18 protein-coding genes and 1 riboswitch are annotated in these 19,539 nt (G+C 68.2%); of the genes, 12 read left to right on the top strand and 6 right to left on the bottom strand.

The annotated features are described in order from the left end of the window. Nucleotides 1-14: 14 nt before the first annotated feature. Complete coding sequence (locus QSJ18_RS16755; RefSeq protein WP_286327742.1) at nt 15-923, bottom strand: LysR family transcriptional regulator; 909 nt, start codon at nt 921-923, stop codon at nt 15-17. A gap of 81 nt (nt 924-1,004) precedes the next feature. Here QSJ18_RS16755 and QSJ18_RS16750 point away from each other — a divergent pair, with 81 nt between their 5' ends. The 6 genes from QSJ18_RS16750 to QSJ18_RS16725 all read left to right on the top strand — a co-directional run bounded on the left by QSJ18_RS16750 (nt 1,005) and on the right by QSJ18_RS16725 (nt 8,292). Further along, on the top strand, nt 1,005-2,000 hold the full coding sequence (locus QSJ18_RS16750; protein WP_286327741.1) for a DMT family transporter: 996 nt from the start codon (nt 1,005-1,007) through the stop codon (nt 1,998-2,000). 48 nt (nt 2,001-2,048) lie between these two features. Then, nucleotides 2,049-2,687: a hypothetical protein gene (locus tag QSJ18_RS16745; protein ID WP_286327740.1), complete on the top strand. Its 639-nt coding sequence runs from the start codon at nt 2,049-2,051 to the stop codon at nt 2,685-2,687. 44 nt (nt 2,688-2,731) lie between these two features. Beyond that, the gene (locus tag QSJ18_RS16740; protein WP_286327739.1) at nt 2,732-3,286 is read left to right on the top strand and encodes a TetR/AcrR family transcriptional regulator; all 555 of its coding nucleotides are present in this window, start codon (nt 2,732-2,734) and stop codon (nt 3,284-3,286) included. 5 nt (nt 3,287-3,291) lie between these two features. Beyond that, a complete protein-coding gene (locus QSJ18_RS16735; protein WP_286327738.1) occupies nt 3,292-4,875 on the top strand; it encodes an FAD-binding oxidoreductase in 1,584 nt (527 codons plus the stop codon). 97 nt (nt 4,876-4,972) lie between these two features. Further along, nucleotides 4,973-7,066: a phosphate acetyltransferase gene (pta, locus tag QSJ18_RS16730; protein ID WP_286327737.1), complete on the top strand. Its 2,094-nt coding sequence runs from the start codon at nt 4,973-4,975 to the stop codon at nt 7,064-7,066. After that, nucleotides 7,066-8,292, top strand: coding sequence for an acetate kinase (locus QSJ18_RS16725; RefSeq protein ID WP_286327736.1), 1,227 nt, complete (start codon nt 7,066-7,068; stop codon nt 8,290-8,292). Before pta ends, QSJ18_RS16725 begins: the two co-directional genes overlap by 1 nt. 26 nt (nt 8,293-8,318) lie before the next feature. Here QSJ18_RS16725 and QSJ18_RS16720 read toward each other — a convergent pair whose 3' ends face one another. Genes QSJ18_RS16720 through QSJ18_RS16710 form a run of 3 tightly spaced genes read right to left on the bottom strand, consistent with a single transcriptional unit; the run spans nt 8,319 to nt 13,266 of the window. Beyond that, the gene (locus QSJ18_RS16720) at nt 8,319-10,814 is read right to left on the bottom strand and encodes a serine/threonine-protein kinase (protein ID WP_286327735.1); all 2,496 of its coding nucleotides are present in this window, start codon (nt 10,812-10,814) and stop codon (nt 8,319-8,321) included. Between the two features lie 5 nt (nt 10,815-10,819). Then, nucleotides 10,820-11,830: a glutamate ABC transporter substrate-binding protein gene (locus QSJ18_RS16715; RefSeq protein ID WP_286327734.1), complete on the bottom strand. Its 1,011-nt coding sequence runs from the start codon at nt 11,828-11,830 to the stop codon at nt 10,820-10,822. Next, the gene (locus QSJ18_RS16710; protein WP_286327733.1) at nt 11,827-13,266 is read right to left on the bottom strand and encodes a hypothetical protein; all 1,440 of its coding nucleotides are present in this window, start codon (nt 13,264-13,266) and stop codon (nt 11,827-11,829) included. Before QSJ18_RS16710 ends, QSJ18_RS16715 begins: the two co-directional genes overlap by 4 nt. Before the next feature lie 254 nt (nt 13,267-13,520). On the opposite strand from QSJ18_RS16710, the gene QSJ18_RS16705 reads away from it, so the two are divergent. Continuing rightward, nucleotides 13,521-14,003, top strand: coding sequence for an NUDIX hydrolase (locus tag QSJ18_RS16705; RefSeq protein ID WP_286327732.1), 483 nt, complete (start codon nt 13,521-13,523; stop codon nt 14,001-14,003). Between the two features lie 44 nt (nt 14,004-14,047). Here the strand turns inward: QSJ18_RS16705 and QSJ18_RS16700 are convergent, their stop codons facing one another. Together QSJ18_RS16700 and thiE are read right to left on the bottom strand one after the other, a co-directional pair. Next, complete coding sequence (locus QSJ18_RS16700) at nt 14,048-14,416, bottom strand: 2-isopropylmalate synthase (protein ID WP_286327770.1); 369 nt, start codon at nt 14,414-14,416, stop codon at nt 14,048-14,050. A gap of 303 nt (nt 14,417-14,719) precedes the next feature. Then, nucleotides 14,720-15,409 carry a thiamine phosphate synthase gene (gene thiE, locus QSJ18_RS16695; RefSeq protein WP_286327730.1) on the bottom strand — a complete coding sequence of 230 codons (690 nt, stop codon included), beginning with the start codon at nt 15,407-15,409 and terminating at the stop codon, nt 14,720-14,722. Between the two features lie 53 nt (nt 15,410-15,462). Beyond that, nucleotides 15,463-15,570: riboswitch (TPP riboswitch) on the top strand. Here thiE and QSJ18_RS16690 point away from each other — a divergent pair. From QSJ18_RS16690 to QSJ18_RS16670, 5 genes are all read left to right on the top strand, one after another. Continuing rightward, nucleotides 15,566-16,696: an FAD-dependent oxidoreductase gene (locus QSJ18_RS16690; RefSeq protein ID WP_286327729.1), complete on the top strand. Its 1,131-nt coding sequence runs from the start codon at nt 15,566-15,568 to the stop codon at nt 16,694-16,696. It overlaps the preceding riboswitch by 5 nt. After that, nucleotides 16,693-16,890, top strand: coding sequence for a sulfur carrier protein ThiS (thiS, locus tag QSJ18_RS16685; protein ID WP_286327728.1), 198 nt, complete (start codon nt 16,693-16,695; stop codon nt 16,888-16,890). Before QSJ18_RS16690 ends, thiS begins: the two co-directional genes overlap by 4 nt. Further along, complete coding sequence (gene thiG, locus QSJ18_RS16680) at nt 16,883-17,698, top strand: thiazole synthase (RefSeq protein ID WP_286327727.1); 816 nt, start codon at nt 16,883-16,885, stop codon at nt 17,696-17,698. Before thiS ends, thiG begins: the two co-directional genes overlap by 8 nt. A gap of 52 nt (nt 17,699-17,750) precedes the next feature. Then, nucleotides 17,751-18,800, top strand: a complete 1,050-nt coding sequence (locus QSJ18_RS16675) for an ABC transporter ATP-binding protein (protein WP_286327726.1) — start codon at nt 17,751-17,753, stop codon at nt 18,798-18,800. Next, complete coding sequence (locus QSJ18_RS16670) at nt 18,797-19,525, top strand: ABC transporter permease (protein ID WP_286327725.1); 729 nt, start codon at nt 18,797-18,799, stop codon at nt 19,523-19,525. Before QSJ18_RS16675 ends, QSJ18_RS16670 begins: the two co-directional genes overlap by 4 nt. Nucleotides 19,526-19,539: the final 14 nt, after the last annotated feature.

Below are 19,539 nucleotides of genomic sequence, written 5' to 3'. Positions count from 1 at the left end.
TCCGTGGGTGCGTACTACGTTTCGGCCTCGACCGCGTCGGTCAGCATCTCCAGTACGCGCGCGACGGCGGGGTAGTCCGCCGAACTGTTGCGCACCCGGACCCGGATCGCGCGGGTCGGCGTCGGGTCGACGATGGGTATCGCGACCACGCCGGGGGGTAGGTCGAGGGTTCCGAGTCGGGGGATCACGGTGAGGCCGACGCCGGCTGCAACGAATCGGATCGCGGTCGGGTAATCCTGGGTCTCGACCCGGAAATCCGGGGTGAAGCCGGTGGCGGTACATGCCTCGAGGAGGGCCTGCCGGCAGGGACCGCGAGCGACGTCGTTGTCTACCCACGGAACCTCGCCCAGCTCACGGAGTCCGATCGCGGAATGATCCGCCCAGTGCGAATCACGGGGCACCACAGCCAGATACGGCTCGACCGTGAGTGGGTGGCCGGTGAAGCCATCGGGGTCGGGCGCGCTCGCTCGCCCGTCGCCGTGCTGGTCGACGTAGATCTCGATGTCGGCGGACCGTCCGGCGTCGGCGCCCATCAATTCGATGAGCCGCAGGTCGAGGCGGACGGCGGGGAACTCGCGGTGGATCGCGGCGACGATCGGCGGGATCCACGTCGCGCCGGCCGACGCGAAGTAGGCGATCCGGAGCTGCCCGACCCGGCCGTCGCGTAGTTCGGCGATCAGTCCGTCGAGGTGGGCGATCTGGTCGAAAACCGCGGCGGCCTCGGCCGCCAGTGTGCTCCCCGCCTCGGTGGGTACGATGCCCCGGCCGTCCCGCTCGATCAGGGTCAGTCTGGTCTCCCGCTGCAACGCCGCGATCTGCTGGCTGACCGCCGAGGGCGTGTAACCGAGTGCTGCGGCGGCACCGCCGACCGAACCCTCGCCGATCACCGCCCGCAGAATCCGGAGCCGATGTACGTCCACCATGACCCAAATGTACAGCTGAACTTATGAATAGCGCAGTAATATTCAATTGTGTTTCATTGATTCCTCCGGCACGATGGCCGCATGACCCTTTCCGTGCCGGCTTCGACCGGTCTCGCACCGCGCCTGCCCGCGATCGCCGCCACGGTCACCGTCGTGCTGTGGGCGTCGGCCTTCGTCGCGATCCGGGCGCTGGCGGATGTGTTCTCGCCGGGTGCGATGGCCTTCCTTCGACTGTTCGCCGCGGTGATCGTGTTGACGGTGATCGTCGTGGCGGTGCGGTTGCGCGACCATCGGCCGATCGTCGACCGCTTGCCCCGCGGCGGGACCATCGGTCTCGTCGCCGGGTACGGGGTGGCGTGGTTCGCCGGGTACACGGTGTTGCTGAACTGGGCCGAGCGGCATCTCGATGCGGGGACGTCGGCGCTGCTCGTCAACGTCGCGCCCTTGCTGGTGGCGATCTTCGCCGGACTGTTCCTCGGCGACGGCTTCCCGCGGCCGCTGGTCGTCGGTATGGCGATCGGTTTCGCGGGTGTCGCGGTGATCGCCGTCGCCGGTGGCGGTGGAGATGGGGGCGGCGGGCTGGATGCGGACTGGCTGGGCGTCGGACTGGGGCTGGCCGCCGCGGTGCTGTACGCGACCGGGGTGTTGTTGCAGAAGTTCGCCCTGACCGGCGTCGATGCCCTCACGGCGACCTGGCTCGGCGCCCTCGCCGGCCTCGTTGCGACGTTGCCGTTCGCGCCGCAGGCGATCGCCGAACTCGCCGACGCCGATGGTGGCGCACTGGTCGCGGTCTTCTATCTCGGTATCGGGCCGACCGCCATCGCCTTCACCACCTGGGCGTATGCCCTCGCCCGGACCCGGGCGAGCGCGATGGCGGCGACCACGCTGGTCGTACCGGCCATCGTCGTCCTGCTGTCCTGGCTGCTGCTCGGTGAGCTGCCGACGATCGCCGGGGTGATCGGCGGTGTGCTGTGTCTGGGCGGGGTCGTCGTGGCGCGCGGGTTGCTGCCGATGCCGGTGCGGCGTCCCGCCGCCGCGCGTATTGTCGAACGCGTCCATGTGCGGCCCGGGGGCTGACCGCGCATCGCAGCACCGCCGAATGCACTACCCGCCGAATGGAGCCCCATGCGTACCGCCGTCCGAGCGATCGTCGTGGCCACGGCGCTCGTCGCCGGTGGGGCGGCGACCATCGGCGCGGTGGGGATCTCGTCCACCGACGCCGCACCATCAACGCGATCGCAGGCCTGTGGGAACTTCCGTGGGACCGGCCCGACGCCCAGCTGCGGTTATGCCATCGACGGCTATCGGGTCACGATTCGTCTGCGCAACAATGGTATTCGCAGCACACCGGTGCGTTGCGACCTCATCCGTGCCGGTGCCGACGATCCGGTCGACTCGACGACGCTGGCGTCGGGTGGCAGCGGGACGGTCTCTGCCGGGATCACCCGCGTGCCAACGACGTTCCTGCTGAACTGTCGCAGTCAGACATCCGGGAACCCCGAGGTGTCCCGGCAGACGAGCCTGACCGTGCGTGCGGAGGGGCCGACGGCCACCGTGACGCGAACCAGCTGGCGGACCGTGCCGACAACATCGACCACGAAGCGGTCGGGCCCCTCGCCGACGACCCAGCCCAGCACCCGGACCGAAACCCAGCCCACCGAAACCCAACTCACCGAGACGAGCACGATGAATCCGACAACCACGACCACCACAACACGGGCCAGGGCGACGGCCGGTAGCACGACGACCACCCCGTCCTCGTGACGGCGCCATCATTTCGGTGAGCAGCGGTTGGATACCGTTTGACCATGGATCGTGACCGGTTGGTGGATGTCGGCGTCGGGATGGTGTCCCGCTTTGGGGCCAAGGCCCTGAGTCTCACATCGGTGGCCCGGCACGCCGGCGTGGCGCGCGCGACGGCCTACCGCATGTTCGGCGGGCGGGACGCGCTGGTCGCCGCGATCGTCGAACGCGAGGTCTCGGTTCTCCGCGTCAAGCTGCGCGAATGGTCGGATACCGAGACCGATGCGGCCGGCAAGGTGCGCGCCCAGGTGGTCAACGTGCTGCCCTACATCCGAGAACACGAGGCATTGCAGTACGTACTCCGCAAGGAGCCCGAGGAGGTGGTCAGCGCCCTCGTCGCGACCGAGGATGCGGCGGGGACGACGCTGATCCACCAGATCGTCAACCAGACCCTGCCCGACATCGAGCCGCAGATCGGTGCCGACCTGATCCCGAATCCGCGTGGCGCAGCGGAGTTCCTGGTGCGCACCATCTATTCGCTGATGCTGATCCCCGACAGTTCGCTCACCGACGAACAGATTGCCGACCTGGTGGTCCGTGCCATCGTGAAACAGCCGTAGCGGCGATGACCGAATCCGTGGACGAGACCGCACTGGCGACCGTGCAGATGCACCGGCCACGCTGGGGCGATCCCGACGCTGGAATCGAAATGCCCTCCGCGGCCTCGCAATTCGTGACAGAAGGGGCATCGCCGCGCGCAGCGGTGCTGCCGGCAGCCGCGCTCACCGAGGCCGCACGGGCGGCGCTGGTCGCCGTCGTCGGTCCCGATGGCATCGATGTCGAGGACGACGGGCGGGTCGACCACACCCGTGGCTATTCCACCCCCGACCTGCTGCGGCTGCTAGCCGGCGACGCCTCCGACGCCCCGGATGCGGTGGTGTACCCGGCCGACGCCGACGCTGTGGTCGGCGTGCTGCGCACCTGTGCTCGGCATCGACTGGCTGTCGTGCCGTTCACCGGCGGCACCTCGGTGGTCGGTGGTCTGACCCCCGACCGCGCCGGTTTCGTCGGTGTCGTCAGCGTCGATCTGCGCCGGATGGACGCGCTGGTCGAGATCGATGAGATCTCCCGGATCGCGACCTTCCAGGCCGGCATCCGCGGCACCCGGGCCGAGGAATTGCTGCGTACGGCCGGATACACGCTCGGGCACTTCCCGCAGTCCTACGCCGGTGCCGGGCTGGGCGGCTATGCGGCGACCCGCTCCGCGGGGCAGTCCTCGGCCGGATACGGCCGATTCGACGACATGGTCGAGGGTCTGACGCTTGCCACCGGCGACGGATTGCTGACCCTCGGCACGGCCCCGAAGTCGGCGGCCGGACCGGACCTCCGGCAGGTCGTCCTGGGTTCGGAGGGCGCGTTCGGGATCATCACCGAGGTCCGGGTGCGCATCCACCGGCAGCCGCAGGTGCGGGTGTTCGAGGGGTGGCGCTTCCCCGACTTCGACGCCGGGGCCGACGCCTTGCGCCGATTGGCGCAGGACGGACCGATGCCCACCGTGCTGCGGCTGTCCGACGAGGTGGAGACCGCGCTCAATCTCGCCGATCCCGCCCGGCTGGGTGCCGATCCCGGCGGATGTCTGGTCGTCGCGGGTTTCGAGGGGGCGGCCGCTGATGTCCGGTGGCGCCAGTCGGCGGCGGCCACAGTCTTCAGCGACGCCGGTGCGCAGTCCCTGGGCGCCGAACCCGGGGAGGCCTGGCGGACGGGCCGGTTCCGCGGCCCATACCTGCGTGATCCGATGCTCGCCTCCGGGGTCTTGGTGGAGACGCTCGAAACGGCGTGTTTCTGGTCGCGGCTCCATCAGGTGAAGCAGGCCGTCACCGCCGCACTCACCGAGACGCTCACCGCGGCGGGCGCGCCGCCTGCGGTGCTCTGCCACATCAGCCACGTGTACCACTCGGGGGCGTCGCTGTACTTCACCGTCGTCGCCCCGCTCGGCGACGATCCGCTGATCACCTGGGCGCAGGCGAAATCAGCGGCTACCGACGCGATTCGGGCGACCGGGGCGACCATCACCCACCATCATGGCGTGGGCCGTGACCATCGGACCGCCTTCCACGGCGAGATCGGGCCGTTGGGCGTCGAGATCCTGACCGCCATCAAGACGGCGCTCGATCCCGACGGGATCTGCAACCCGGGCATCCTGCTCTAGGCTCACCGCCGGCACCGTCGGGCCGAGGGCCGGCGAGTCGTGCACCTCATAGCGATGACGCCGAACTCGGCGCCCAAGTGACGTTAGGCTGGCAATCATGGGTGCAGACAGCGCGGCGTCGAAGGGGATCTACATCGCCTCCGCCGAAGGTGACACCGGCAAATCCACCGTCGCCCTGGGGCTGCTGTCCCTGTTGTCGGCGACCGGGGGGCGGGTGGGGGTGTTCCGGCCGATCTCGCGTGCGGCAACCGGCGAACGCGACTACATCCTCGACCTCCTCATCGAACACGACTCGGTGGACATCCCGTACGAGGAATGTATCGGCGTGACCTACGAGCAGGTGCACGACGATCCCGACGGTGCGATCGCCGAGATCGTCGACCGCTTCCACGCCGTGGAACAGCACTGCGACCGGGTGGTGATCATCGGCTCGGATTACACCGACGTCGGCAATCCCAGCGAGCTCAGCTACAACGCGCGTATCGCCGCCAATCTGTCCGCACCGATCGTCTTGGCGCTCAAGGCAGCTGACCGGAGTCCGGTCGAGATCCACGCGCTCGCCGAGAACCTGCTGACCGAGATCGCGCTCGCGCATGCGAGCACGGTGGCGCTGGTGGCCAACCGCTGCGACCCCGATCAACTGGTCGTCATCGGTAAGGAACTGGAGAAGATCGGGTTGCCGACCTGGTGTCTGCCCGAACAGCCGTTGCTGGTGGCTCCGACGATGGACGAGCTGATGTCGGCCCTCGGCGCCCAGATGTACAGCGGCGACACCGATCTGCTCGACCGTGAGGCGTTGACGGTGATGGTCGGCGGGATGACCGCCGAACACATTCTGGAACGGCTCACCGACGGGATGGTGGTGATCACCCCCGCCGATCGTTCCGACGTGCTGCTAGCTCTGGTCAATGCCAATACCGCGCAGGGCTTTCCGCGGTTGTCCGGGATCATTCTGAACGGTGGTCTGCGGCCGCATCCGATGATCGAGGCGTTGGTTCGCGGTCTCAAGCCGACCCTGCCGATCATCACCTGCGACTACGGAACCTACGACACCGCCCGGACCGCGGCACACACCCGCGGCCGGCTCGGGGCCGGTTCGGCCCGCAAGATCGACGCCGCGATGGCGCTGGTCGAGGAGTACATCGACCATGACGCCGTGCTCCGCGTCCTCGATGTCGGGACCCCGTCGGTCCTCACCCCACAGATGTTCGAATACGGACTCAGCGCCCGGGCGCGGTCCGATCGCAAACACATCGTGCTGCCCGAGGGCAACGACGACCGGATCCTTCGTGCCGCCGCACGATTGTTGCGTCGCAACGTCGCCGAGCTGACACTGCTCGGTGACCCGGCTGCCGTGACCACGCGTGCCGCCGAACTCGACCTGGATCTCGATGGGGCCGCGATCATCGACCCGACGACGTCGGAGCATCTGGAACAGTTCGCCGAGCAGTACACCGAATTGCGTAAACACCGGGGGATGACGATCGATCGGGCGGCCGAGATCGTGCGCGACGTCTCCTATTTCGGCACGCTGATGGTGCACACCGGCCTCGCCGACGGCATGGTCTCGGGCGCGGTGCACACCACCGCACACACCATCCGGCCCGCCTTCGAGATCATCAAGACCAAGCCCGGGGTGTCCACCGTCTCGAGTGTGTTCTTCATGTGTCTCGCCGACCGGGTACTCGCCTACGGCGACTGCGCCGTGGTTCCCGACCCGACGGCCGAACAACTCGCCGACATCGCGATCTCGTCCGCACAGACCGCCGCCCAGTTCGGCATCGACCCGAGGGTGGCGATGCTGTCCTATTCGACCGGCGCATCGGGTTCGGGTGCCGACGTCGACAAGGTCAGGGTCGCAACCGAACTCGTCCGCAGCCGCGAGCCGGACGTGCTGGTGGAGGGGCCGATCCAGTACGACGCTGCCGTCGAACCCAGCGTCGCGGCGACCAAGATGCCCGACTCGGCGGTGGCCGGCCGGGCGACGGTGCTGATCTTCCCCGACCTCAATACCGGCAACAACACCTACAAGGCGGTGCAGCGCAGCGCCGGTGCGGTGGCGATCGGCCCGGTGCTGCAGGGGCTGAACAAACCGATCAACGATCTCAGTCGGGGTGCCCTGGTCTCCGACATCGTGAACACGGTGGCGATCACCGCGATTCAGGCGCAGACCGACGGCGGGGTGCAGTGATGGGTGTCGCCGGGTCGGTCCTGGTCATCAACGCCGGGTCGTCGTCGCTGAAGTATCAGCTGGTGCAGCCTGCGGGCGGCGAGGTATGGGCGGAAGGGCTGGTGGAACGGATCGGCGAGGAACTCTCGACGATCACCCACGAGCAGGGCGGCGCGGAGACCACTGCCGAACTCGCACTGCCCGACCATCAGGCGGCCATCGAATGCGCGCTGGGCTACGTCGCCGATGGCGGCATCGACCTGGCGTCGGCGGGGCTGGCCGCGGTCGGGCACCGGGTGGTGCACGGTGGGCGCAGCTTCTATGCGCCGACCCTCATCGCCCCATTCGTCATCAGCGAGATCGACCGCATCTCCACCCTTGCGCCACTGCATAATCCGGCGAATCTCGTCGGTATCCGCGCAGCCGCCGAACTGTTGCCGGAGGTGCCGTCGGTCGCGGTCTTCGACACCGCCTTCTTCCACGGACTGCCCGAGGCGGCCGCCACCTATGCGATCGACCGCGAGTTGGCCGCCGAACATGCGATCCGCCGCTACGGATTTCACGGCACGAGTCACGAGTACGTCTCGCAGCGGGCCGCGGACTTCCTCGGTCGCGGCTATGACGACGTCAACCAGATCGTGCTGCATCTGGGGAACGGGGCGTCGGCGTCGGCGATCTCCGGTGGCCGGCCGGTGGATACGTCGATGGGGATGACGCCTCTGGAGGGCCTGGTCATGGGCACCCGCACCGGCGACGTCGATCCCGGGCTGGTCCTGCACCTCAACCGGGTCGCCGGTCTGGGGGTCGACGAGATCGACACCCTACTCAACAAGCGATCAGGTTTACGAGGACTGTGCGGGGAGAACGACTTTCGGGCCGTCGCCGACCTCATCGCCGCCGGCGACGAACATGCCGCGCTGGCCTATGACGTCTATGTTCACCGCCTCCGCCGCTATATCGGCGCCTACCTGATCACCCTGGGTCGGGTCGACGCCATCACCTTCACCGCGGGAATAGGTGAGAATTCCGCGAAGCTGCGTGCCGACGCGCTGCGCGACCTGCAGAGGTACGGGATCGACGTGGACGACGACCGTAACCTCATGCGCAGCAAACAGGCCCGCCGCATCTCTACCGACGACAGCGCGGTCGCTGTGCTGGTGGTCCCGACCAATGAGGAACTGGCGATCGCGAGACAGGCGGTGGCGGTGGTCGCCAGGCCCGACGTCTCCGGCGAAACGGCTCCCTGAGGTGCCAGTAGCGTCAACCGAGGATTTCAGAACAAGGTATGCGGGCGTACGAGATTCGCGAGGTCGACCAACATGAACCGGTGATCCCGGTTGACGCGGGTGGCGCGCGCGAGGTGGCGCAGTGAACGTTCCGTGCCGGTCCGGATGCCCTGCTCGGTGAACGGGAATCCGAGGAGCGTGGCGGATTCGCCCGCAGCCGATCCGCCGTCCGGATTGTCCTGCAGCCAACCGAGGGCGGTGCCCAGCACGATCAGCAGCATGCGCGCCTTACGCGGCTCATTGTCGGGGATCTGCTCCAACCGCCTGGCCGCTTTGACGAGCTGTTCGCGGGTCACCTGCGCGGGTGGCCGACCGTGCACCAGCACGATGATCGCGGTGGCCCGCGCAGTATTGAAATGCCTACTGGTGGCCGGTACCTCGTCCAGCGGGAGAACGGCTTCGTCATATCGGCCGCACGCCACGGCGAGGCGGGCGAGCCCGAAGGCGGCGGTGACGATGGCATGGTCGGTGAGCCACAGATCGTGGTAGTGGTGCTGGGCGATGTCATAGAGTTCGCCGATCCGCGACTCCGACGCGGGTGTGCCGCCTCGTTCGGTGGCGATCCACCGGCCGATGAGTTCGGCGGTGCCGGCGACCGCGAGTTTGGGGCCGACCTCCCCGGGCATCGCACCGAGAACCTCGTCGAACCGCTCGAAGCCCAGCTCGGGTTCACCGTTCATGAGTGCGCAGATACCCATGTACCACTGCACGCGCCACGAGTCACCGTGGTGTACCGAGATGTCGCGCAGCAACGCCATCGCGGTGTCGACGTCATCGAGTTCGAGGTGCGCGCGGGCCTCGGCCAGATCGATCTCCAGGGAGGGGTGACCACCGGATACCTGCCTGCCGAAGATGGAGATGAAACCCTCGGCGCGGGCGGCGTTGATCGAGTCAAGGGTTTGTCGGGGATCGGACAATGCTGCCGAGTTCAGCAGTCGCGCAGCGGGATCGCGCGGATTGACCAGGGGTACTGGCAATGCGTGGGCGATGTCGGCCGGATCGTAGAAAGCGGCCTGGTCGGGATCGAAGAAGCCGTCGACGGGGGCGAGGATCAGTTCGGTGCCGAAGGTCGACCGGGGTGGGGTGAACACCGTGGACATCGACGGCCGGGGGACGCCGGTGTGCACCGCCACGGTCTCTCGGAGCACGTTGAGAACCTGGGCGCTCATCTCCTCGGCGGAGGAGAACCGATCCTTCGGGTCGGTGGCCGTGGCACGTTGCAGCAGAAGATGATACGACGGGTTGTCCCGGAAGACGGGGGTGTCGCGGACCGACGGGAGTCCGTCGACGTAGCGGCCCTTGCGCATCGGCATAGGCACCGTCAGTACCGCGAGGGTGCGGCCGATGCTGTAGATGTCGGTGGCCACCTGCGGGCCGGTCTCCACGATCTCCGGAGCCTGGAAGCCCGGCGTTCCGTAGAGGTGGCCGAAGCCGTTGACCTGGGACACCGCGCCGAGGTCGATGAGTTTGACCTCGTCGCTGCCGACCATGATGTTCTCTGGTTTGACGTCGTTGTAGATCAGATTCACCGAGTGCAGATAGCCCACGGCGAGAAGGACTTCGAGGATGTAGGCCATCGCCTGCTCGACCGAGAGCAGGTCGTCGTGGTCACCGTCGGAGGTGATCTGCTTGAGGGTCTGTCCGCCGATGTACTCCATGACGATGTACCCGTAGCGTGCGCCGTCGTCGTTGACGTGCTCGACGAAGTTGTAGATCTTGACGATGCCCGGGTGGTTGACCGAGGCGAGGAACTGACGCTCGGCCACCGCGACCTGCTGGGCCTCCGAATCAGACGAATTCAGAAGACCTTTGAGAACGACTGGGCGGTCGGACACATTGCGATCGATGGCGAGATAGATCCACCCCAGACCGCCGTGCGCGATCGCACCCACGATCTCGTACTGCCCGGCGACGAGTGTGCCGGGGGCCAGCCCGGGGACGAAGGAGTAGCGGGCGCCGCAATGTGGGCACGTCCCGGTGAGATCGCCGGCACCCGGACCCGAGCTGCGGCCCACCGGTTTTCCGCATTTCCAGCAGTCGCGTTTGCGCTCGACGATGACCGGTTCGTCGAGGACCGCGTCATAGGGCTCGATGTCGACGACCTTGGGCATCTCGACCAGCCCGCTGCCGAGACGGCGCTCGTGGACCGCCGGCCGACGCGGGACCAGCCTGCTGCGCATCTGCCTGCCGGAACTGACACCGTCGCTGTCGGCGGACCCCGACCGCTGTACGCGGTCGGTGCTCCCGTCGCCCGCGCTCGGGTCGTCGGGTTCGTCGTCGACGAACGGCACGGCCGCCTGGGTGCCTACCTCCACGTCCCCATCGGCATTTTCCCCATCGGCATTTTCCCCGTCAGCCTCATCCCCGTCGGGACCCATCAGATCGTCGAGGGAGACGCGCTGCGTACCGATATGACTGTCCGGGTCGGCGTCCTCGGCGGCGTTCGCCTGGTCGGCGGGATCGGTGTGCTCGGGTTTGGTCATCTGGGTCAGTCCCGGTAGATCACTTGTGGCGGGCCGTAGCCGGAATCGAGGATCGACAGCCATCGGTCGTACATCCGCCACCAGGTGCCGTCGTTGCGAATCCGTTCGAGTACGCCGTTCACGAAACGGACCATGTCGTCCTTTCCGGGCGGGATACCCACACCGTAGTACTCCTCGCCCAGGCTGGGGCCGACGACCTGCGCCCACGGATCCTGCGCGGCCAGACCGGCGAGGATCGCGTCATCGGTGGTCACCGCGTCCACCTGCCCCTGCTGCAGCAGTACCAGGCAGTCGGCCCAGGTGGTGGTCGTGACGACCTGCGCGCGGGGTTCGATCGACTGGATACGTCCGATCGAGGTGGTGCCGCGGGCTGCGCAGACGTTTCGGCCCGCCAACTGCGACGGCCCCTGGATGGGTGAGTTGCGGAGCGCGAGAATACGTTGGGAAGCAATGTAATAGGGCGCCGAGAAGGCGATCTGTCGGCGTCGCTCGCAGGTGATGCTCATCGTCTTGACGACGACGTCCACCTCGGCGGCGCGCAGTGCGTCGATGCGCTCGGCCGAGGACAGCACCCGGAATTCGACGCGATTGGGGTCGCCGAAGATGGCGCGGGTGATCTCCCGGGCCAGGTCGACGTCGAAGCCCTGGATGTCGCCGGTGATCGGGTCGCGGAAGCTGAACAGGTTGGAGCCGATGTCGAGTCCGACGATGAGACGTCCGTGGGCGACGATGTCGGCCATCGACGATCGTGGCGGCATCCGCCCGGGCACCGGCATCTGTGCGGGTGGGCGCAGACTCTCGGTGGCATCGCAGGTCTCCGCGTTCGGTGGCGTTTCCACCGGCACGTCGGTGGCCACCCCCGGCGGCGTCGGGACGACGGCGGCCGCGGTCGGCGGGTTGTTCTCGGGGGCGGGGAAGCGGACGCATCCGGCGGCCACCAGCACGGTCGCCACCAGGACGAACAGCATGACGGCGCGGCGGCGGCTCGCGGAGGTGGTGGGTGCGTGTGTGGTCATCGGTACTCCCGGATGCGCGGGATCATCCCGCCGACGCTCGCGACGGCGGCGAACACGGTGAGCAGCAGGATTCCCGTCCCGGTGAATCCGAGCAGGCGCTGTGCGGTGTTGATGTCGTCGCGGAAGGAATCGCGGGCGGTGGTGATCGCCTCGATGAGGGCGGCATCGACCGCCCCGTAGCTGGCGGCTGAACTACTGGGCTGGTCACCGACGGTGGTGACGCGTGCGGTGCGGAAGTCGCCGGCCTCGATATATCCCTGGACTTTGGCTGCGGTCGTCTTCCACTCGCCCAGCGCCGCCGATATCTGGTCCAGTTTGTCCACGCCCACGGTGGTGCGTGCATCTTCGGCCGTGCGGACCTCGGCGATGATCGAGGCGATCGAGTCGGTGGACTGGCGGAAGGACTGTTCCAGATTTCCCTGATCACCGCGCCGCACCAGTGCGAGTGTCTCCGCGGAGCGGGCTTGCTGGGTGAGGATCCGGGCGGCGGTCAGCTGGCGGAGTGGGTCGGCGCCCGCGGTCCGGGCATCGGTGGTGGCGGCCACCGACGTCAGACCGGAGGTCAGTAGCCAGAGGGTGCCGAGAGTGACTGCCATGATTGCCGCGACGAGCCCGATGTTGAATCGCCGCCGGGTGCGGCGGGCCAGATATCGCGAGGTCAGGATGAGTACGGCGAGCAGGGCGAACAGTGCGGCATACACCCCCCATGGTGGCTGGGTGAGCGTCTGCTGCGGGTCGGCGATGGCCATCGACCGATGTTCGTAGAGTCGTTGCGCCGCGGGCAGGATGTCGCTCTGCATCAGGGCCGAGGCCTGCCCGAGGTAGGAGGACCCGACGGGATGGCCGAGCCGGTTGTTGGTGCGCGCGGTCTCGATCAGGCCGCTGTACACCGGAATGGTGGTGGCGAGCACGTTGAGGTCGGCGGCGACGGCCTGCTGGGTCGGGTCGGCGGCATCGGGTTCCCCTGAGGTGCCGGTCGCCAGGATCAGCGACGACGAGGCCGTCGCGAGGGCGTCGGAATAGCGGGCGCGCAGTTCCGGCGACTCGAGTCCACCGGAGATGAAGGCGGCATTCGCCGAGGCGTCGGCGATGGACAGCGAGCTGTAGAGCATCTGGGCGGCCTCGGCCAGCGGTTCGGTGCGGTCGATCATCTGCTGCAGCGTCCGGGTGCGATTCTCCAGCACGGTCGACGCGTACCAGCCGGTGATGGTCGCGCCGACGGCCAGCACCAGGCACAGCAGGACGAGTTTGCCCGGTGTGGTCACCGCGTAGTGGCGCACGGTGGCGAAGGGGGATTGGGCGCGTTCCCGCGCGGTGGTCATCAGCTCGCGGCGGTCGGCCAGAACCTGTCGGATCGGGGGTGCGGTGGGATTGGCCCGGAACGTCCGTCCGGCGCGGGTGAGTGCGGTGCGCATCGAGGACGCGTCGCCGGTCACCAGCAGATCCCTTCATCGATCGCGGATCGACCCCGAATGGGGTGGTCAACGACTTCAGCCTATGCCATCGCAGCCGTGCCGGCCGGTATTCGCACCCCTGCCGGAGGCGCTGTGCGGTAGACCTGCGAACAGGTTTCGACCCAGAGTGAGACGGACGTGGCGGTCGTGAGTCGACTCACCTACGGTGGAGTCCGATGAGTGCGTCATGGTCGGCACCGTGTCGCACCGCCACCAGCGGTCCGTGAGGAGGCGATGTGCGCGGAGACGGCGACGGATGGGTGATCGACCCCGACGGTGCGCGCTATTGGGGCGTGCATGGTGCGGCCGGACTCCTGCTGCGTGCGCCGCTGGCCGACGGTCAGGTCGGCATCCTGCTGCAGCATCGCGCCATCTGGTCGCATCAGGGCGGTACCTGGGGGCTGCCCGGCGGTGCCCGTGACTCACATGAGTCGGCGGTCGACACCGCGGTCCGCGAGGCAGGCGAAGAAGCCGGTATCGGCGACGCCGACCTGCGCGTCGTCGCCGCGGTGGTCACCCATGAGGCGCCCAGTGGCTGGACCTACACGACGGTCATCGCCGATGTCGGTGAGCCGGTACGGACCGTTGCGAACGGGGAATCCGCCGAGTTGCGCTGGGTCGCGGAGGCCGAGGTCGACGGGCTGCCGCTGCATCCGGCCTTCGGGCAGGCATGGCCCGCGCTGCGGGAACGGATGACCGCCCTGGATCCCCAGACGTGAACGGCCAGACTTGAACGGGCCAGACCTGAACGGCAGGCAGGTGCTCAGGCCGCGAGCAGCCGGTTCGCGCCCGCGATCAGGGCGTTGACGTTCGCCTCGTCGCAGTCGGCCCCATCGCCGTAGGCCCACATCTGTCGCCCGTCCCGTTCACACAGCAGGAAGGCGGCCATCCCACTCTCGGTCGGACGCTGGTGTGAGGAGACGATCGAGATGGTGGCACCGATGTCATGCAGCATCGACGTCATGGCGCCGATCCGGCCGCTGGCGACAGCACGCAGGGAGCGGATGCGGTCGCCGGTGGCGACGGTCGCCCGGCATTCGACGAGATCACCATGGCAGGTCTGTGCGGAGAAGGAGCCGAGGCGGATACGTCCGGCGGGCGCATATCGTGCGGTGAAGGTCTCGGGGGACAGCCCGGCCGCCTCTTCGCGGATTCCGCGCGGCAGGCCCGCGGTGAAGGTATCGGTCGGCTGGTCTTCGGTGACGGAGAAGGGTTGCATCGTCTGAATCGATTCCGGTCGTGGAGGAGATGACCGACGAGCAGATGCGTGATGAGAGCGCAACGACCCCGCAGCGGGGGGTCGGTCAGATCAGACCCCGCTGCGGCGGGTTACGAGAAGGTTCTGCATGCGCAACATGATGGCGTCCAGGGTAGACCCCGGTGCGGGGCGTGGGCAAACGGGTTTCGCCGACCGGATGACGGTCCTGCATGCCGGTCAGCGTCTGGCGGAGACGAGTCCGACCAGCTCGCGTGCGGCCGCCGCGGGGTCGGCCGACGCCGTGATCGCCCGCACCACGACGATGCGCCGGGCACCGGCCGCGGTCACCTCGGGTACCCGCGCGGCGTCGATGCCGCCGATCGCGAACCACGGTTTGGCGGCCGCCGGATCTGCCTCGATGGCCTGTGCTGCGGCGCGGACCAGGTCGAGACCGGCCGCCGCCCGCCCCGGTTTGGTGGGTGTGCTCCAGCACGGGCCGACACAGAAATAGTCGACGTCGTCGTCGGCGATGGCGGCGCGCGCCTGGTCGGTGTCATGTGTCGACGCCCCGATGATCACGCCGTCGCCGACGATGCGCCGGGCCTGGGCGGGGGTGAGATCGCCCTGGCCGACATGCAGTACGTCGGCTCCCGCGATGGCGGCGATGTCGGCGCGGTCGTTGACCGCGAGCAGGGCGCCGTGGGCTGCGGTGACCTCACGCAAACGGTGCAGCGTGTCGATCTCGGCGCGCGCCTCGAGGACACCGAAGCGCTGTTCACCCACTGATCCCTTGTCTCGGAGTTGCACGATGCCGACACCGCCGGAGAGGGCCGCCGAGACGAATTCGACGAGGTCACCGTGTTCGCGTCGGGCGTCGGTGCACAGATAGAGGGTGCTTGCGTCGAGGAGCTCGCGGGTGGTGGTCACGGCGGTCACGCTACCGGCCGCCGGATCGGGGGATGTGGAGAGCGTTAGGGTGGAGGACACAACACGGGAGCCCGGGACGGCCGGGCTGAGAGTGCGGGATGCCGCAGACCGTCAGACCTGATCCGGGTAATGCCGGCGAAGGAAGGTGGAGTTCACATGGGTGTGCCGTCATCGGCGCAAAGGCGGACCGTCGCCGTCGTCGGCGGTGGTGTCATCGGTTTGTCCTGCGCACTCGCCGCAGCCGACGCCGGCTGGCGGGTGCGGGTGTTCGACGCCGGTGCCGAGGTGCGGGCGTCGCAGGTCGCGGGCGGGATGCTGGGTTCGCTCGGTGAAGGGCATCCGGGCGAAGAGCGGGCCCTCGCCTTGTCGGCGACGTCGGTACGTCGATGGCCCGCACTGCTGGATCGACTCGGCGACCCGACGGTGCGGGTGGCGTGCGATTCGCTGTTCGTCGCTTCGAGCGCGGCCGATGCCGAGTATCTCCGCGGGCTGGCCGATTTTGTGTGGGCGCATCGCCCGGCGCCCGCCGACGATCCGGGCGCGGACGGCTCCCCGCCAACTGGACTTAATATGGTGTCGCGCAACGAGATTCGTGTCCTGGAGCCATCCCTGAGCTCGCGGCTGATCGGCGGCTACCGCGCGCGGGGGGAATGGGCGGTGGACAACCGACGGCTGCTCGCGGCGTTGCGCACCGCCCTCGTCGCGGCCGGAGCGCAGCTCGTCGACGCGCGCATCGACGATCTCGCCGAACTTTCCGACGATCAGATCGTGGTGGCCGCCGGGCTGGGGGCGACACGGCTCCTCCCGGCCGTCGCCGACACGCTGCATCCGGCAAAAGGGGAGATCCTGCGGCTACGACGCACCCGATGGTCGGTGCCGCCGCCGCAGCATGTGGTGCGTGCGCGGGTCGACGGACGGATCGTCTACCTTGTTCCGCGGTCCGACGGGGTCGTCGTCGGTGCGACGCAATACGAACCGCAGGATGCCTCGTGGACCGAGCCCACGGTACCGGAGGCCGGTGGTGTCGCCGATCTGCTGGCCGATGCCATCGAGGTCATGCCGGGTCTGCGGACCTATGAGCTCGCCGAGGCCGGTGCCGGGCTGCGGCCGTGTACCGCCGATGGTTTGCCCATTGTCCGTCGCCTCGATGAGCGGACCGTCGCGGCCATCGGCCACGGGCGCAACGGAATCGTCCTGGCGCCGTGGACCGCGCATACGGTCGGCGAACTCTTGGCCGACCCGGATGGTCACTCGGCGGAACGTGATTCAGTAGGAGGAAATCGATGACGATCACGGTCAACGGCGAGCCGACCGAGGTGTCCGCCGGCGTCACAGTCGCGGGTCTGCTGCGCAGCCTCGACCTTCCCGACCGCGGGCTGGCAGTCGCCGTCGACGGTGCGGTGGTACCGAAAGGTAGTTGGGCGCAATCCATTCCCGACGGATCGTCGGTCGAGATCGTGACGGCGGTGCAGGGTGGTTGAGACGGCCGGTGCGAGTAGCGGTCCCGCCCCGAGCGTCGACGATGTGCTGCGGATCGCCGACCGTGAGTTCGGTTCGCGGCTGATCACCGGCACCGGCGGCGCGACCAACCTGGCTGTCCTCGAGCGGGCACTGGTGGCCTCGGGAACCGAGCTGACGACGGTCGCGATCCGGCGGGTGGCCGCGTCGGGAACCGGCATGATCGAGATGTTGCGCAGACTGGGCATCGCGGTCCTGCCGAACACCGCGGGCTGTCACACCACCGCCGAGGCCGTCCTGACCGCGCAGCTCGCGCGGGAGGCGGTCGAGACCGATTGGGTGAAACTCGAAGTCGTCGCCGACGACCGGACCCTGATGCCCGATCCGATCGAGCTGGTCGACGCCGCCGCACAACTCGTCGCGGATGGTTTCGTCGTCCTCGCCTACACCAACGACGATCCGGTGCTGGCTGCACGGCTGGCCGATCTCGGGGTGGCCGCGGTGATGCCGCTGGGGTCGCCGATCGGTACCGGACTGGGCATCCTCAACCCGCACAACATCGAGATGATCGTCGCCGACACACAGGTGCCGGTGATTCTCGACGCCGGGATCGGGACGGCCAGCGACGCAGCGCTGGCGATGGAACTCGGCTGCGATGGTGTGCTGCTGGCCTCGGCGGTCACTCGAGCGGATGACCCCGAGCGGATGGCCGCCGCGATGGCGTATGCCGTGGTAGCGGGGCGCCTGGCCGCCGGAGCGGGCCGAATACCTCGACGTTTCTGGGCGCGGGCGTCCTCACCGGCACCCGACGGCGAGCGCGCCACGTCGTAGCGCCGCGGCCGGGTGACCCTGCCGGCGGTCGTTTCGCGGATAGGGTCAGGTCATGCTGAGAGTCGATCGTCTCACCAAGGAGTTCGGTAACACCCGCGCCGTCGACAACCTCACCTTCGAGGTCCCGTCCGGTCGCGTCACCGGCTTCCTCGGGCCGAACGGTGCCGGTAAGTCCACCACGATGCGGATGATGCTGGGGCTCGACCGCCCGACGTCGGGAACCGCGACGGTGAACGGACAGCACTACGCCGACCTCGCCGACCCGGTACGGCAGGTCGGTGCACTACTCGACGCCAAATGGGTCCATCCGAACCGATCCGCGCGTTCGCATCTGCGCTGGCTGGCCGCGTCCAATCGCATTCCGGTCTCTCGGGTCGATGAGGTCATCGGCATGGTGGGTCTGGAGTCCGTCGCCACCAAACGCGCGGGCGGATTCTCGCTGGGTATGTCGCAACGGCTGGGACTGGCGGGTGCGCTGCTCGGCGATCCGCATACCCTGCTCTTCGACGAGCCGGTCAACGGACTCGATCCCGAAGGTATCGTCTGGATCCGAAACTTCATGAAAGACCTTGCCACACAGGGTCGGACGGTCTTCGTCTCCAGCCATCTGCTCACCGAGATGTCGCTGACCGCAGACCATCTCATCGTCATCGGCCGCGGGCGCCTGATCGCGGACTGCTCGGTCGCCGAATTCCTCAGCCAGGCTCGGACGTCGGCGCGGGTGCGCAGTCCCGAGTTGCAGAAACTGCACGTCGCGCTGGCGGCGGAGGGGCTGTCGCCGACGCCCGGACCGGTGGACGGCAAGGGACGTCCGACGATGATGGTCCCCGATGTCACGACCGACCGGGTCGGGGAGATCGCGGCCGCGGCGGGCGTCGTCCTGCATGAGCTGGCCGCCGAATCGGCCTCGCTGGAAGAGGTCTTCATGTCCGTGACCGCGAATGCCGTCGAGTATCACGGCGGGCAGGCCACGGCACCGCCGGGCGTGGCCGGCCCCGGCTTCAACGGGGGATTGGGCTTCGACGGGGGACAGGGTTTCAACGGGGGACAGGGCTTCAACGGGGGACAGGGTTTCAACGGGGGACAGGGGATGAATCGATGATCGCGACCATCAATGCCGAGCGCATCAAACTGACGACCACCCGGGCGCCGTACTGGTGCCTGGGCACAGTCGCAGTGCTGGCGCTCGGTCTCGCGTTCTTGACCGGCATCGGCAGCTCGAACGGCGATCCGCTGGACGTCTACGTGTATCTGGTGGGCCTCAACACGCTCGGCATCGCGGTCTTGACGATCATGGCGATCCTCGGGATCACCTCCGAGTACCGATTCGGCACGATCAAGCCGACCTTCCTCGCCGTTCCGAAGCGGTGGACGGTGCTGACCGCGAAGGCCGTGGTCTACGCGGTACTGGCGTTCGTGGTGGTGCTGGTGCTCTTCGTGGTGAGCCTGGTCCTGGCATTTTCGGCAGCCGGAGCCGATCTCGATTTCGGTGACTCGGACACGATCCGGGCGATGTGGGGCACCCCGGTCGTCGCATCGCTCTACATGGTGATCGCGATCGCGCTCGGAGCCCTACTGCGGCACACCGCGGGTGCCGTGGCGCTCGCGCTGATCTGGCCGTGGGTTGCCGAGAACATCATCGCCGCCTTGCCGACCGTCGGTGAACATGTGGGCCCCTTCCTGCCCTTTCTCAACGCGACTGCGTTCCTGTCCGGTGGCAACGACGACTTCCACTGGGGCGCCTACGGGTCGCTGGCCTACTTCGCAGGCTTCACCGCAATCCTTTTCGGTATCGCCGTGGCCGTGGTCGACAAACGCGACGCCTGAACTCGGCCACGGAC

It is taken from the genome of Gordonia heveisoli, from assembly GCF_030315745.1.
Taxonomy (GTDB): Bacteria; Actinomycetota; Actinomycetes; order Mycobacteriales; family Mycobacteriaceae; genus Gordonia.
This window is presented reverse-complemented; position numbering and strand designations above follow the sequence as displayed.